Origin of the sequence: Paenibacillus oceani (assembly GCF_014705615.1) — a bacterium.
GTDB classification, from domain to species: domain Bacteria; phylum Bacillota; class Bacilli; order Paenibacillales; family NBRC-103111; genus Paenibacillus_AB; species Paenibacillus_AB oceani.
On the sequence record NZ_JACXJA010000005.1, the window covers coordinates 345,494 to 358,354 of the forward strand.

Below are 12,861 nucleotides of genomic sequence, written 5' to 3' on the forward strand. Positions count from 1 at the left end.
TTACACGATAACGTTCGTCTCGTTGGAAATGATTCCGCTGTCGCTTGTCGGGATTACGCCGCTCATCGTGCTTTTGTTCGCTTTCAGCATGCTCTGGATTTTGTCGACGACATGCGGAGCCGAATCGATCAGCCGTTCATACAGGTGAGTCTGGTTATCCAGCGGAACGACCTTCACTCCGTGCTTGCCGACGACAAGAAACGCGATTGGCGTAATCGATACGCCTCCGCCGCTACCGCCGCCGAACGGAAGCGCCGGCTGCCCGTACGAATCGGTGCGGTGCTGCTGGCCTTGGCCGCCATTTTGGTGTTGTCCGCCTGCATGGTGATGATCCTGGTTGTCGGTGGGTTCGACGGAAAACTCGCTTCCGCCTGCGGCAAAGCCGAATCCAACCTTGCTGATCGGCATGATGACGCTGCCGTCGGGGGTTTCGACCGGATCGCCGACGATCGTATTCACGTCGACCATTTCTTTAATATTTTCCATCGCGGTCTTCATTAGACCTTGAATCGGATGTTCACTCACACGTATTCCTCCTCCGGTTGGCTCTATGCTGATGGATGACGACTTCTCATACAGGCATAGGTTACCCAATGGAGTAACGGTTATGTACCCGGAAACCTTATTAATTCATTCCTCTTCCGACATTATGGCCAGACCGCGGCCTTCCATCAAGACGGCTTGAACCAGATCTTCCTCCAAGTCCGCAGCCCGCCTTTAGCCCGCAATATACGCACCAGCAGCCGGAATGCCGCATATACGGCATACAGCGCCTTCAGCTTGAATTTGCATACCGCCTCCGTCGAGAACATCGTCCGGTTGAACTGGGGCTGAACGTTTAACGACGGTCTGGCTTCGAGACGGACAAAACGCAGCAAATAGCCGAGTATCGATGTTTTAATCCCCCACACCACGCCGGTCGTCACGGCGGTATCCGCCGCGTCTCCGAGTCCGATCCGCGTCACCCAGCTTAGCTCCGTGCAGACGGTACGGGACAACACGGATTTGGTCCATTCCACAAGTTCGGCGGTATGAGCCAGCAGTATTTTCGTTTTTTGAAAAAATTGTTCGATTCTCTCCCGGGTAATAACGGTTTTATGTTCGTCCAGCAGCTCGTTTAATTTGCGGTTCATTTTCTCCAAGCGCAGTCGAAAGCCTCGGCCTTCCCATTCGATCAGCGGGATTTTGTAATGAAGCCGGAGCAAGCCGAACATTCCCCGGATATCGACGGCCAGCGTATCGTCGTTTTCCACCCGCGAATACCGGACTCGAATATGAATATCGCTAATAACGAACAAGAGCATTCCCGCAACGAGAATGCCCGCGACAAGCCATATCCATAACATGGCGCCCGATCCCCCGTCATCCTAAAACTCTGGGCGTCAAATGCGCCCGTGTCAAAGTTTAGTATGACCTTTCCATCGGACCGTATGCGTCAAACGACGGATTGCCGGTACGGCCGAATAAGGGCTTGGCCTCCGTGCGGTCATGCAGCAACAGACGGCCCGTTTACGATCAGCCGTTGCGTTCCACATCGTCGATTGTAAGCTGCTGATGATTGTCCAGCTTCTCGAACAGCATGCGCGTTTCTTCCTCGAGATCGTCCGGATTTTGGAACAGTGCCGCTTCCGGCAGCTCCTGAAGGCCGGCCAGCCCAAAATAATCAAGAAACGACTTGGTCGTGCCGTATAAAATCGGCCGGCCTACCGCATCGGCGCGGCCGACTTCCATGATCAGATTTTTGGCTACGAGCGTCTGCAGCGCCCGATCCGCTTTCACCCCGCGGATTTCCTCCACTTCGATCCGGGTGAGCGGCTGCTTGTAAGCGACGATCGCAAGTGTCTCAAGCGCCGCCTGAGACAAGCTCGAACGGGTAGGCGATTGCGCCAATCGTTCGAAATACGGGGCGTGCGCAGGAAGCGTCGTCAGTTGGTAAGCTCCGGCAATCTCGACGATTTGCACGCCGCGCTCCTCCCGGTGGAAATCCTCGGTCATTTCCTTAAGCAAGCCGGACACCGCCTGAGGCTGCATCTCGACAACCTCGGCAATCTGCTTCACATCCAGTCCTTCGTCTCCTGCCGCGAACAGCAGCCCTTCAATAACCGATTTCATCTGACGGTAATTCAACCGCCGCACCCTCCTCTTTCGCCTGGATCACAATGTCGTCGAACAGCCGGTTTTGAAAACATACGATCCGTTTGGTCTTCATCAGCTCGAGCAGCGCCAGAAACGTAACGACGATCTCTTCCCGCTCCGCGCTATGATCGAACAGTCTGGAGAACAACACTTTCCCTCCGCGATCGACGAGCAGCGTCAGCACCTCGCGCATCCGTTCCCTGACCGATACTTCGTCGCGCCTGATCTTGGCGACCGTGCTGCGGGACTTCGCCTTGCGCAGCGCACGCTGGAAGGCGATTACGAGATCGGCGATATCGAGCCCCTCCACCGGGTTCACTTCGACCTCCCGGACAAACGGGGTCAAATCCTCCGGCTCCCGCGTATAAACCAGGCTGCGTGCCAGCTCCTTATCCCGCAGTTCCTCGGCGATCGCTTTGTACTTGCGGTATTCGAGCAGCTTCTGCACGAGTTCAGCCCTCGGATCGTAGTTTTCGTCCTCGTAGAAGTCGTCCTCCAGCTCAAGAGGCGGCGGTTTGGGCAACAGCATATGGCTTTTGATCGCAAGCAGCGTAGCGGCCATCACGAGAAATTCGCTCGTTACTTCAAGCTCCAGCTCTTGCATCGCAGCCAGCACTTCCATGTATTGTTCGGTTATTTCGCTGATCGGAATGTTATATATATCGATCTCCGACTTGTCGATCAGATGGAGCAACAGGTCGAGGGGACCTTCGAACGTCTCCAATTTGTAATGCGGCTTCATTCCCGGGTCCACCTCATCTTGCGAATGCGAATCTCAGTCTAATACCGGCCGCCGGCTTCCGGAAGCGGTGTTATGCTTCTACCTATGCTTCCAGCTGCTTCGTCAGGTTGGCCATCTCGATTGCGGTAACGGCAGACTCCCAGCCTTTATTGCCGGCCTTCGTTCCCGCACGCTCGATCGCCTGCTCGATCGAATCGGTCGTCAGCACGCCGAATACCGTCGGTACGCCCGTTTTCAGTCCGATTGCTGCTACTCCCTTGGCGGCTTCGTTGCACACGTAATCGAAGTGGGGCGTCGAACCGCGGATGACGGCGCCGAGCGTGACTACTGCGTCGTATTTGCCGCTTGCAGCCATTTTCTGCGCGATCAGAGGGATTTCAAACGCTCCCGGAACCCATGCGATATCGATATCGTCTTCCGCCGCCCCGTGACGCTTAAACGCATCCAGCGCGCCTCCAAGCAGTTTGGACGTAATGAATTCGTTGAAACGGCCTACTACGATTCCGTATTTGAATCCTTGCGAGATTAAGTGTCCTTCAAAATGTGCCATGATCTGTTATCTCCTTTAAGTTAAGTTGGTCCGTTGGTAGAGTTCAGTTGTATGGTTCGGTATAGGCTGATCGATTAGATTCCGGCTCCGGTATCCTGCTGGATGTTCAGCATATGCCCGAGCTTCTCCTGTTTGGTCCGCAAATAGCGCCGGTTGTCCTCGTTGGCTTCCATCTGGATCGGGACGCGTTCGACAATTTCCATGCCGTAGCCTTCGAGCCCGCGAATTTTTCTCGGATTGTTCGTCAACAGGCGGATTTTCCGGACGCCCAAATCTTTCAAAATCTGTGCGCCGATTCCGTAATCCCGAAGGTCCGGGGCAAATCCTAATTGTATATTCGCCTCAACCGTGTCGAATCCCTGCTCCTGGAGCACATAAGCTTTTAATTTGTTGATCAGGCCGATGCCGCGTCCCTCTTGACGCAAATATACGAGAACGCCGTTGCCTTCGTCGCTGATCTGCTGGAGAGCCGCGGCCAGTTGAGGACCGCAATCGCAGCGGTGCGAGTGGAAGACGTCGCCGGTTAAGCATTCGGAGTGCATCCGGACGAGGACAGGACGGCCTTGATCGATCGTTCCTTTCACCAGCGCCACATGCTCCTGGCTGTTCACTTCGTTGGAGTAAGCGATAGCGGCGAAATTGCCGAAGTCGGTCGGCAGCTTGATCTCAACCTCCCGCTTGACGAGCTTCTCCTTCTCGTTGCGGTAATGGATCAGATCTTTGATCGTGATCATCTTCAGCTCATGTTTTGCGGCAATATCGGCGAGATCGGGCACACGTGCCATTGTGCCGTCTTCCTTGATCACTTCGCAAATGACCGCCGCCGGATAAGAACCGCACATCCGGGCGAGATCGACGGCCGCTTCCGTATGGCCCGCCCGACGCAGGACGCCGCCTTTTTTCGCGATCAGCGGGAAAATATGACCCGGACGCCGGAAATCGTCAGGTCCCGTCTGCGGATCGATCATCGCTCGGATCGTATGCGCCCGTTCAAAGGCGGATATCCCCGTCGACGTTCCGGCATGGTCGATCGATACGGTAAACGCCGTTCCGTGATAATCCGTATTTTTGGCGACCATCGGCGGCAGGTCGAGCTCCCCGGCACGCTCTTCGGTAATCGGAACGCAGACCAGCCCGCGGCCTTCCTTGATCATAAAATTGATCACATCGGGAGTCGCCTTATCGGCCAATGCGATAAAGTCGCCCTCGTTCTCGCGGTCCTCGTCGTCCACAACGATAATCACTTTGCCCATCATCAAATCATAGATCGCTTCTTCGATTGTATGCATCTTTACGGGTTGCTGCATCACTTTCACCTCATTATATACATCGTAGTTTATAACACTCCGCGGTCTGTCTGTCCGTCACATAAATCCGTTCTTCGCCAAAAATTCCATCGTCATCCCGCCACCGGTTTTTCCTTGCGGCGAACCGCCCGCTTCTTGACCGCGAAACGACAGCAGACGGTCGATATATTTGCCCAGCAAATCGTATTCGATATTGATCAGATCGCCCGGCTGTTTGTGCTGCATGACAGTTTGCGCGAGCGTATGCGGGATAATCGATACCGTAAACGAGCGATCGTCGACCCGGACTACAGTCAGACTGATTCCGTCGAGCGTAATCGAGCCGTGCGGAATTACGAACTTCATCTGGCCCTGATCTTCCGGCTCCAACCGGAACACAACCGCATTTTCTTCGTTGTGACGAGATACGATCCGCCCCGGCGTATCGACATGGCCCTGCACGATATGTCCGCCGAACCGACCGGTCGCCGGCATCGCTCTCTCCAGGTTAACGCTCGTTCCGGGCTGCATATGGCGCAGCGTCGTTTTCCGGAACGTCTCCGGCATGACATCGACGGTAAAGGAAGCCCCGTCAAAAGCGATGACGGTCAAACAGACGCCGTTAATCGCGATACTGTCCCCAAGATGAACGTCTTCCAGCACCTTTGACGCCTCAACCATCAGCACCATCGCTTGCCCTTGCTTGCCGATCCGCCTCATCCGCCCGATCTCTTCTACAATTCCGGTGAACATTCGGTCTTCCTCCCTTCCGTCCGCTTCGGATATCCGGTAATACAACAATCATCGCCGAACCTTTCGATGCTTACACGCTCCAGCATGACGGCCTCCGACATCTTGGCAAAACCGTCCATGGAGAAGGCGCCGGGCGCATCGGCGCCGCCGACGATTTTCGGAGCCAAAAACAGCACGATCTTATCGATCAGCCCGGCCTCCAGCATCGCGCCGTTCAGCTTGCCTCCGCCTTCGAGCAGCACCGATCCGATCTCCCGCTCGGCCAGGATCCCCATCGCTCTACGCAAATCTACGCGCGGCCCTTCCCCGCAGCGGATCACTTCTACGCCAAAGGCGTTCAGCCGCATCATTTGCTCGATCGATGCCTGGTTCGTCGTGAATACGATGGTCTTCGCTTCCTTATCCTGCACGACACGCGCTTCGATCGGAAGACGAAGCTTCGAATCGATGACGATCCGCACTGGCTGGATCGAAGGAACGTCGAGTCTGGCGGTGAGCTGCGGATCGTCTGCGATAACGGTATCCACGCCGACCATGATGCTTTGGTGACGGTGACGCAGCATATGCACGTACGAACGGGATTCCGTACCGCTAATCCATTTGCTGTCCCCGGTTATGGTAGCGATTTTGCCGTCCAGGGTCGTCGCCGATTTCATTGTGACGAAAGGCAAGCGCGTCGAAATAAACGAATTAAACATTTCATTAAGCGTGCGCGCTTCCTGCTCCAGAACGCCAACGTCGACTTGAATCCCGTGGCTCCTCAGCTTCTCGATCCCTGTACCGGCCACCTGAGGGTTCGGGTCCGTGCAGGCGACGACGACCCGCTTCACCTTCTCCGCCACGAGCCGGTCCGCGCAAGGAGGCGTCCGGCCGAAATGGCTGCACGGCTCCAGCGTTACATAAGCGGTACTGCCCTCGGCTTCCGCCCCGGCCATCAGCAGAGCGTGCACTTCGGCATGATGGGAGCCCCGCTGAAGATGGGAGCCTAACCCGACGATCCGGCCGTCCTTGACGATGACGCAGCCTACGACAGGGTTGATCCCGGTCTGCCCCAATGATTTCTCCGCGAGCTGAAGCGCCAGCCGCATGTAATATTCGTCATTCAACAGTTCCAACTCGATCTCACCGCCTATCCCGATTCGTGCGTGCATTCCAAACAAAAAGCCCCTCTACGCAAGCGTAAAGGGGCGGGAAGTCGGATAGTACGGGCGTAATGCGTCATGAAGACATGCGCAAACAGACGACCCAATCTCGTCTTTTCGGCGGACGTCGCGCACGAGCGCAAACAGTACGCGAAAGGAAAGCCGCAGCTTATTCCAGCAACGGTCCATACGAAATGGGCGCAGCAAACCGGTGTCGATGCATGTGAAAAAATGCACATGTTAGCGACGCCAAATGCGGCAGTTCTGTTATTCCTTTTGCCCGATTCCTTCTCCCATCCAGACTATACTGTCGGTCCCGGATTCACACCAGGTCCACCGGCCAAGCACGCGCTTTAGCACGGGTCACGGACTGATCCGCAAGCAGTCGATTATAACGCAATCGACGCGGAATCACCGCCGGTCGGGATTTTCACCCTGCCCCGAAGGAAAATCGATTCAGTTCCTAGTCTGCCAGTATAATCTTACACCTTCAGCTCCAAAAGCTGAAAGCCTTTAAATTCACCCAGCATTGTATGAATAGTACCACATTGAAATTGATAAATGCAAGGATTTTCATGCTTGCTCCCGCTGAATGCGCCGTCCGCATTGTAAACGAACACGGTTATTCGGGTTCATCCGTGAACACGATCGGGAGTTTCCGTCCATCCGGCTTTGATAATTGGCAAGTTTTCCAGTACAATGGATAAAGCACTTGGACATGATAAGGGAGGAACATTAGACATGACAAAAAAAGGAAGCATCGAGCTGGAAAACGGCGAGAAAGTGTTGATCGATTTTTTCCCTGAGGAAGCGCCGAACACGGTAGCCAACTTCGAGAAGCTGGCAAACTCCGGATTCTACAACGGTTTGACGTTCCATCGCGTCATTAAGGGTTTCGTAGCTCAAGGCGGCTGCCCTAGCGGAACAGGCACCGGCGGACCTGGTTACACCATCGATTGCGAAACGGCCACGAACGTCAGCAAACACGAGCGCGGCACGCTGTCGATGGCCCACGCCGGCCGGAATACAGGCGGCAGCCAGTTCTTCATCTGTTACCAGCCGCAGCCTCATCTGGACGGCGGACATACGGTATTCGGCAAAGTCGCCAAAGGGATGGAATTCATCGATGCGGTCAAGCCGGGCGACAAAATGAAAGAAGTAAAAGTTTGGGACGAGTAGAATCACAAGTTCAGGAAAGGGCCGGTTTCCCCGGCTCTTTCTTATCATAGAGGGGCGGTCCCAACCGTTTTTCTATTTGTTTGAGCCCCGCTTCAACCGTTTTCCTTGTGAAAAAAACCTCAATCTCCGCTTTGCAGTGGAAGTTGAGGTTTTTTCGTTTGGAAATCGGGCCGTTCCCGCATCAGGCGAACCCTATGGGGACAACTCTTATCTCGCTGTTGATCGATCGCATGCGAGGACGGGAGCTTCCTTGCCGTACAAATTACCATTACGTTGTACTCCGTCCGACAAGAGATGGTCTTTGCAGGTGAACGACAATCAATCAGCCGTACCTGCTGTTCGATGATGGACTGCACCGTCTTACGCCAGCTGCCGCAATGTCCGGCTTCCCATACCGCCTGTGAAGCTCTTGCGGAAGTTTCACTTCCGTTATTTGTTGCTATCAGCGGGAAATGGGCATATAGCGGAAGTTTTTGTGCCGTTATTTCCAGCAATCCCCCTTCTAACCTCTAAAAAATCCAATATAAAGGAAACCAATCTTCCGCTATCGCACGATCATGACGTACACGGCTGGAATAGAGGAAATGACTCTTCCGTTATGTCTGCTTGTCTGCGGCTAACTCTGGATTTCTGACCATATGCGTCTAGCACAGCTTAGTAAAACAGCTACCCAAGCAGCTAGCCAGCTCAGCTCACACGCAGGAACCAAAAAAGCCTCCCGACCGCTGCTAAAACAGGCGGGGCAGGAAGCTTTGTTGCTTTCATTCCTTTTTATCCATCAAAGCCAGCTCAGCTTTTGGCGACCGGCTGTTTTTGCATTCTTTCGGGAATGACGTCTTTACCGGCTACGTCCTCGAACGTCTCGCGGCGCACGACAAGATCGGCTTCGCCGTCATGTACGAATACGACCGCAGGGCGGCGCAGACGGTTGTAGTTGCTCGCCATCGAGTAGTTGTATGCGCCAGTACAGGCAACGGCCAAAATATCGCCCGGAGCCGTCTTCGGCAGCTCCAAGTCGCGGATCAGCATATCTCCGGTCTCGCAGCATTTGCCGGCGATCGATACGGTCTCTTCGTTCGGGTCGTTGGCACGGTTGGCGAGAAACGCCTCGTACTTTGCATCGTACAGTGCAGGGCGCGGATTATCGGTCATCCCGCCGTCGACGGCTACATATTTGCGTACGCCCGGGATGTCCTTCGACGATCCGATGGTGTACAGCGTCGTACCCGCGTCGCCGACGATGCTGCGGCCCGGCTCGATCCATATTTCCGGAAGCGGATAGTCGTGCTTGGTGAAATTCGATTTGATGGAGTCGGTGATCGCCTGCACATACTTGGCAAGCGGCAGCGGAGAATCTTCCTCCGTATACCGGATGCCGAAGCCGCCGCCCAGATTGATGACCGAGAACGTAACGTCCAGCTCCAGCCGGACGTTCTGGGCGAATTCGGCTACCCGGTCGGCGGCGAGGCGGAATCCGTCAACCTCGAATATTTGCGAGCCGATGTGCGAATGAACGCCCAAAATCTCGACATGCTCCAGCTCCTTCGCTTCGCGGATCGCGCGGAAGGCCGAGCCGTTGCCGATGTCGAAGCCGAACTTCGTGTCCGTCTGCCCGGTCGAAATAAACTCGTGCGTATGCGCCTCGACGCCCGGCGTTACGCGAAACAAAATTTTAACTTTGACGCCCTTCTCCTTGGCGGTCTCGTTAAGCATATACAGCTCGGTAAAATTGTCGACGACGACGCAGCCGATCTTGGCGTCGATCGCCATCTCCAGCTCCTCGAGTGTTTTGTTATTGCCGTGGAAGTGGATGCGCTCGGGCGGAAACCCGGCTCTCAGCGCCGTGTACAGCTCGCCGTCGGATACGACGTCCAGCGACATTCCTTCCTCCTCGGCGATCCGGCACATTGCCATGACGCAAAACGCTTTGCTGGCGTAGGCCACCTGGTACCGCATTCCGGTAGCCCGGAATGCCTCTACGAACTCCTTGCAGCGCCGCCGGATCAGCGCCTCGTCGAACACATAAAGCGGCGTACCGAATTTTGCGGCGAGCTCCGCGGTGTCGCATCCCCCGATTTCAAGTCGTCCGTCCGAATTGATTTGGCTAGTTCCGTGCAAATACATATCTGGTTCCTCTTTCCTTCTATCGATTGTGGATGTCTCAGGCTCGCTGGCTTTCTTCTAAATTACCACAGCTCCGAGCCGATGACAATACGCACGAACAGCCCCTCATGCACAGCAAAAGCCCATGAGTGTCGCTCACGGGCTGCCTCTTTATCGTCATTCGACCGGTTGGCGCGTCTTATCGATCGGATTGGTGATGCTCGGACGAAATTTGTTGGCCAAAATCGGACGGCGCACGAGAATCGAGAATAACGCCTTCGCATGGAACGGGATGAACGGCCACATGTACGGCGTATTGTACGATCTGGTCACCGACAAAGCGACCAGCCAAACCGTCACGCCCAGCACCAATCCGGGGATTTTGAAGGCGGCCACCAAAATGAGCAGCGCCATCCGGACGAGCCGGTTGGCCAGACCAAGCTCGTAGCTCGGCGTCGCAAACATTCCTACTGCGGCGATCGCCATATACATGATGACCTCGTTGATGAACAATCCCGTCTTCACCGCAATATCCCCGACCAGAATAGCGGCTACCAAGCCCATCGCGATCGATAAGGGAGAAGGGGTATGGACGGCGGCCATCCGCATCAGGTCGACCCCGACTTCAACGAGCAGAAACTGGATAAGCAGCGGAAGCTCGCCTTGCTTCTGGGGTCCGAGAAATTCGAGACCGGCCGGCTTCAGCTCCGGATTTTGCACGAGCAGGAACCACAAAGGCAGCAGGAACAACGAAGTCATAATTCCAAGAAACCGGACCCACCGCAAATAACTGCCGACAAACGGCGCTTGCCTGTACTCCTCCACATGCTGCACCAGATGGAAAAACGTAGTCGGCAAAATCATGACGCTCGGCGACGTATCGGCAAAAACGATCACATGTCCTTCAAGCATATGTGAGCTGACTACGTCAGGCCGTTCCGAGTAACGGACGGACGGATACGGATTCCAGCCTTTACTGATGATCGCCTCCTCGAGCTGCTTGTCGCCGAGCGGAATCCCGTCGATGTTGACCTTGCTGATCTTGTCGCGCAACGATTCGACGAGCCGCGGATCGGCGATATCGCTTATGTAGCCGATACACACGTCCGTCTTCGTCCGCTTCCCTACTCTCATAATCTCCAGCTTCAGTCTCGGGTCGCGGATGCGGCGTCTCACCAGTGTCACGTTGGTCATCAGCGTCTCGACGAAGCCGTCGCGGGAGCCCCGCACGACGCGTTCGAGGTCCGGCTCCTCAATCGAGCGGACCGGGAAGCTTTTGGAGTCTATGACAAGCGCGGCCCCGCTGTTTTCGACGAATAAGACGGTAGAGCCCATCAGCGCAAACTGGACCGCCTTGTCGAAATCGTCCTCGGTTTCAACCTGGATATGCGACACATACTTGTTCAGCAGGCTGCTTAGCGTGTCCGGTACGAGCTGTTCCCGGTCCAGATGGGTGAGGCGGACGATAATGTCGGTCAGCACCGTATCTTTGGCGAAACCGTTCGCGTAAAAAAACGCCGTCCGTTTCGTGCCGAATTCCATCACCCGGAAGACCAGATCGAAGCTGACGCCAAGCCCGACCTTTTCCTCCAGCGCCCGTTTGATTTCTTCCAGCTTGCCCGGAATTTCCTCCATCCGGATCAAGCCAAGTTCTTCATCGGTCAGCAGATCTCTGGCGTCGATGCTGCCATCGTTTCGGCCGTCTGCTCCTCCTCCGTCTTTCCGTCCGTGTCTTCGATCTCTTAAACCGGTACCCATCTATGCGTCCCTCCTGCCGAATATCGTTCATGTGCGGAAGATGATCCATTCAAAAAGCGAACCGGCTACTTTCCCGAGCACCATCGCCATCAGCAGCCAAATAATATAGGGGCCCAGACCGAGCCGTTTGGCCATGATCGGCAGCACGTTCAGCACTTCCGTCAAAGCTCCGGCCAGCATCCCGACGAAGCAGCCTGCGATAAAACCGACCACGGCGGTAACGACGGGGGCCAGCGTTATTTGCCAATCCATAAAGTCGGCTACCGTCCAGACCATCACCCCGGTCACGATCGCCCCTTCGAACGTATGCACGCGGTCGAACGCCCGCGTCATCTGCGCCAGCCTCGGCAAAATGTCCAGGACGACCAGGAACGCAACCATTCCGCCGCCAACCGCAATTCCTCCGGACAATCCGACGATAATGACCGCTACAATGCCAATGAACACGCTCATGGCGAATCGCCGTCGTTTCGGTTCCCGGGCGGAGCCTGCCCGTCTCCGCCGTTTGCTTCCGCCTGCGCGGCCGGCAGCATCTTTTTGTACTCCTCGGTAATGACGTAATGATTCAGGCTTTCCTGATACGAGAACATCTCCACCTCTAGCGGGCTTGGCTCCTCGCTTAACCGTTTCTTGAACAGCTGGTTGAAAAAGACGACCATCCCTGCACCCAATCCGAACGAATACGGGATCTGAAGCCAGTACGGATGCTCGGCGCGGCGTCCGGTAATCATCTCATAGATGCGCTGATGCACTTCCATCATGCTGACGTCTTCATGAAAGTTCATGATCGCCATTCCCGAGCCGATGAACAGCAGCACCCAGACGACGGCAAGCGCCGCGCGGTTCGGCGGCTTGGATCGGGTCTGAATATCGATCAGCACATGAGGTTCTCCGAAGTGCTCCACCTGAAGCCGCGCATACAGGGAACGGACCGCCGCTACGATCTGCATCATGTCGATCAGAACAACATGACCGTCGCGTTCGGAAAGCTTGCAGATCGGCAGCTCCAGCAGCTTTTTCTCCATGTCCGGCTCCGTCATCAGATGGGCGACCTTGCCCAGCGTCACCGTTTCCCCCGGGGCGGCGGTCACCCGCTTGCGGAGCCGGATATACAAGATCGGCACGAACGAGCGGTTCACCTTGATCCCTCTCCTTCATCATCTTTCCTGTAGTATGCGATACGAAAAATCGCGGTAACCGCTCTATTTTTTG

Annotated in this window: 13 protein-coding genes and 1 riboswitch; of the genes, 1 reads left to right on the forward strand and 12 read right to left on the reverse strand. The window is 55.5% G+C overall.

Going from position 1 to position 12,861, the window contains the following annotated elements:
* From ytfJ to ribD, 8 genes are all read right to left on the reverse strand, one after another.
* A complete protein-coding gene (gene ytfJ / locus IDH45_RS05075) occupies nt 1-525 on the reverse strand; it encodes a GerW family sporulation protein (RefSeq protein ID WP_190925290.1) in 525 nt (174 codons plus the stop codon).
* Between the two features lie 146 nt (nt 526-671).
* Nucleotides 672-1,346, reverse strand: a complete 675-nt coding sequence (locus IDH45_RS05080; protein ID WP_190925291.1) for a DUF2953 domain-containing protein — start codon at nt 1,344-1,346, stop codon at nt 672-674.
* 169 nt (nt 1,347-1,515) lie between these two features.
* A complete protein-coding gene (gene scpB / locus IDH45_RS05085; RefSeq protein WP_190925293.1) occupies nt 1,516-2,127 on the reverse strand; it encodes an SMC-Scp complex subunit ScpB in 612 nt (203 codons plus the stop codon).
* Nucleotides 2,096-2,878, reverse strand: a complete 783-nt coding sequence (locus IDH45_RS05090; RefSeq protein ID WP_190925295.1) for a segregation and condensation protein A — start codon at nt 2,876-2,878, stop codon at nt 2,096-2,098. The genes scpB and IDH45_RS05090 overlap by 32 nt, the downstream gene beginning before the upstream one ends.
* 82 nt (nt 2,879-2,960) lie before the next feature.
* Nucleotides 2,961-3,428, reverse strand: a complete 468-nt coding sequence (gene ribH, locus IDH45_RS05095; RefSeq protein WP_190925297.1) for a 6,7-dimethyl-8-ribityllumazine synthase — start codon at nt 3,426-3,428, stop codon at nt 2,961-2,963.
* Between the two features lie 74 nt (nt 3,429-3,502).
* Nucleotides 3,503-4,735 (reverse strand): bifunctional 3,4-dihydroxy-2-butanone-4-phosphate synthase/GTP cyclohydrolase II, encoded by a 1,233-nt coding sequence (locus IDH45_RS05100; protein WP_190925299.1) that lies wholly within the window; start codon nt 4,733-4,735, stop codon nt 3,503-3,505.
* A 57-nt stretch (nt 4,736-4,792) separates the two neighbouring features.
* Nucleotides 4,793-5,467: a riboflavin synthase gene (gene ribE, locus IDH45_RS05105; RefSeq protein ID WP_190925301.1), complete on the reverse strand. Its 675-nt coding sequence runs from the start codon at nt 5,465-5,467 to the stop codon at nt 4,793-4,795.
* The gene (gene ribD / locus IDH45_RS05110) at nt 5,449-6,582 is read right to left on the reverse strand and encodes a bifunctional diaminohydroxyphosphoribosylaminopyrimidine deaminase/5-amino-6-(5-phosphoribosylamino)uracil reductase RibD (protein WP_223836379.1); all 1,134 of its coding nucleotides are present in this window, start codon (nt 6,580-6,582) and stop codon (nt 5,449-5,451) included. The genes ribE and ribD overlap by 19 nt, the downstream gene beginning before the upstream one ends.
* Nucleotides 6,583-6,890: 308 nt before the next feature.
* A riboswitch (FMN riboswitch) is annotated at nt 6,891-7,061 on the reverse strand.
* 289 nt (nt 7,062-7,350) lie between these two features.
* Here ribD and IDH45_RS05115 point away from each other — a divergent pair.
* Complete coding sequence (locus IDH45_RS05115) at nt 7,351-7,788, forward strand: peptidylprolyl isomerase (RefSeq protein ID WP_190925305.1); 438 nt, start codon at nt 7,351-7,353, stop codon at nt 7,786-7,788.
* Nucleotides 7,789-8,577: 789 nt separating this feature from the next.
* Here the strand turns inward: IDH45_RS05115 and lysA are convergent.
* The 4 genes from lysA to IDH45_RS05135 all read right to left on the reverse strand — a co-directional run bounded on the left by lysA (nt 8,578) and on the right by IDH45_RS05135 (nt 12,788).
* Entirely contained in the window at nt 8,578-9,912 is a 1,335-nt protein-coding gene (lysA, locus tag IDH45_RS05120) for a diaminopimelate decarboxylase (RefSeq protein WP_190925307.1), read from the reverse strand.
* Between the two features lie 156 nt (nt 9,913-10,068).
* A complete protein-coding gene (locus IDH45_RS05125) occupies nt 10,069-11,649 on the reverse strand; it encodes a spore germination protein (protein WP_190925308.1) in 1,581 nt (526 codons plus the stop codon).
* A 27-nt stretch (nt 11,650-11,676) separates the two neighbouring features.
* A complete protein-coding gene (locus tag IDH45_RS05130) occupies nt 11,677-12,102 on the reverse strand; it encodes a stage V sporulation protein AB (RefSeq protein WP_190925310.1) in 426 nt (141 codons plus the stop codon).
* The gene (locus IDH45_RS05135) at nt 12,099-12,788 is read right to left on the reverse strand and encodes a stage V sporulation protein AA (RefSeq protein ID WP_190925312.1); all 690 of its coding nucleotides are present in this window, start codon (nt 12,786-12,788) and stop codon (nt 12,099-12,101) included. The genes IDH45_RS05130 and IDH45_RS05135 overlap by 4 nt, the downstream gene beginning before the upstream one ends.
* Nucleotides 12,789-12,861: the final 73 nt, after the last annotated feature.

What these genes read in the sequence shown, in the direction of transcription:
- IDH45_RS05080 (WP_190925291.1), bottom strand. Translation starts at nt 1,346, where the DNA reads ATGTTATGGATATGGCTTGTCGCGGGCATTCTCGTTGCGGGAATGCTC.
- IDH45_RS05090 (WP_190925295.1), bottom strand. Translation starts at nt 2,878, where the DNA reads ATGAAGCCGCATTACAAATTGGAGACGTTCGAAGGTCCCCTCGACCTG.
- ribH (WP_190925297.1), bottom strand. Translation starts at nt 3,428, where the DNA reads ATGGCACATTTTGAAGGACACTTAATCTCGCAAGGATTCAAATACGGA.
- IDH45_RS05100 (WP_190925299.1), bottom strand. Translation starts at nt 4,735, where the DNA reads ATGCAGCAACCCGTAAAGATGCATACAATCGAAGAAGCGATCTATGAT.
- ribE (WP_190925301.1), bottom strand. Translation starts at nt 5,467, where the DNA reads ATGTTCACCGGAATTGTAGAAGAGATCGGGCGGATGAGGCGGATCGGC.
- IDH45_RS05115 (WP_190925305.1), top strand. Translation starts at nt 7,351, where the DNA reads ATGACAAAAAAAGGAAGCATCGAGCTGGAAAACGGCGAGAAAGTGTTG.
- lysA (WP_190925307.1), bottom strand. Translation starts at nt 9,912, where the DNA reads ATGTATTTGCACGGAACTAGCCAAATCAATTCGGACGGACGACTTGAA.
- IDH45_RS05125 (WP_190925308.1), bottom strand. Translation starts at nt 11,649, where the DNA reads ATGGGTACCGGTTTAAGAGATCGAAGACACGGACGGAAAGACGGAGGA.
- IDH45_RS05130 (WP_190925310.1), bottom strand. Translation starts at nt 12,102, where the DNA reads ATGAGCGTGTTCATTGGCATTGTAGCGGTCATTATCGTCGGATTGTCC.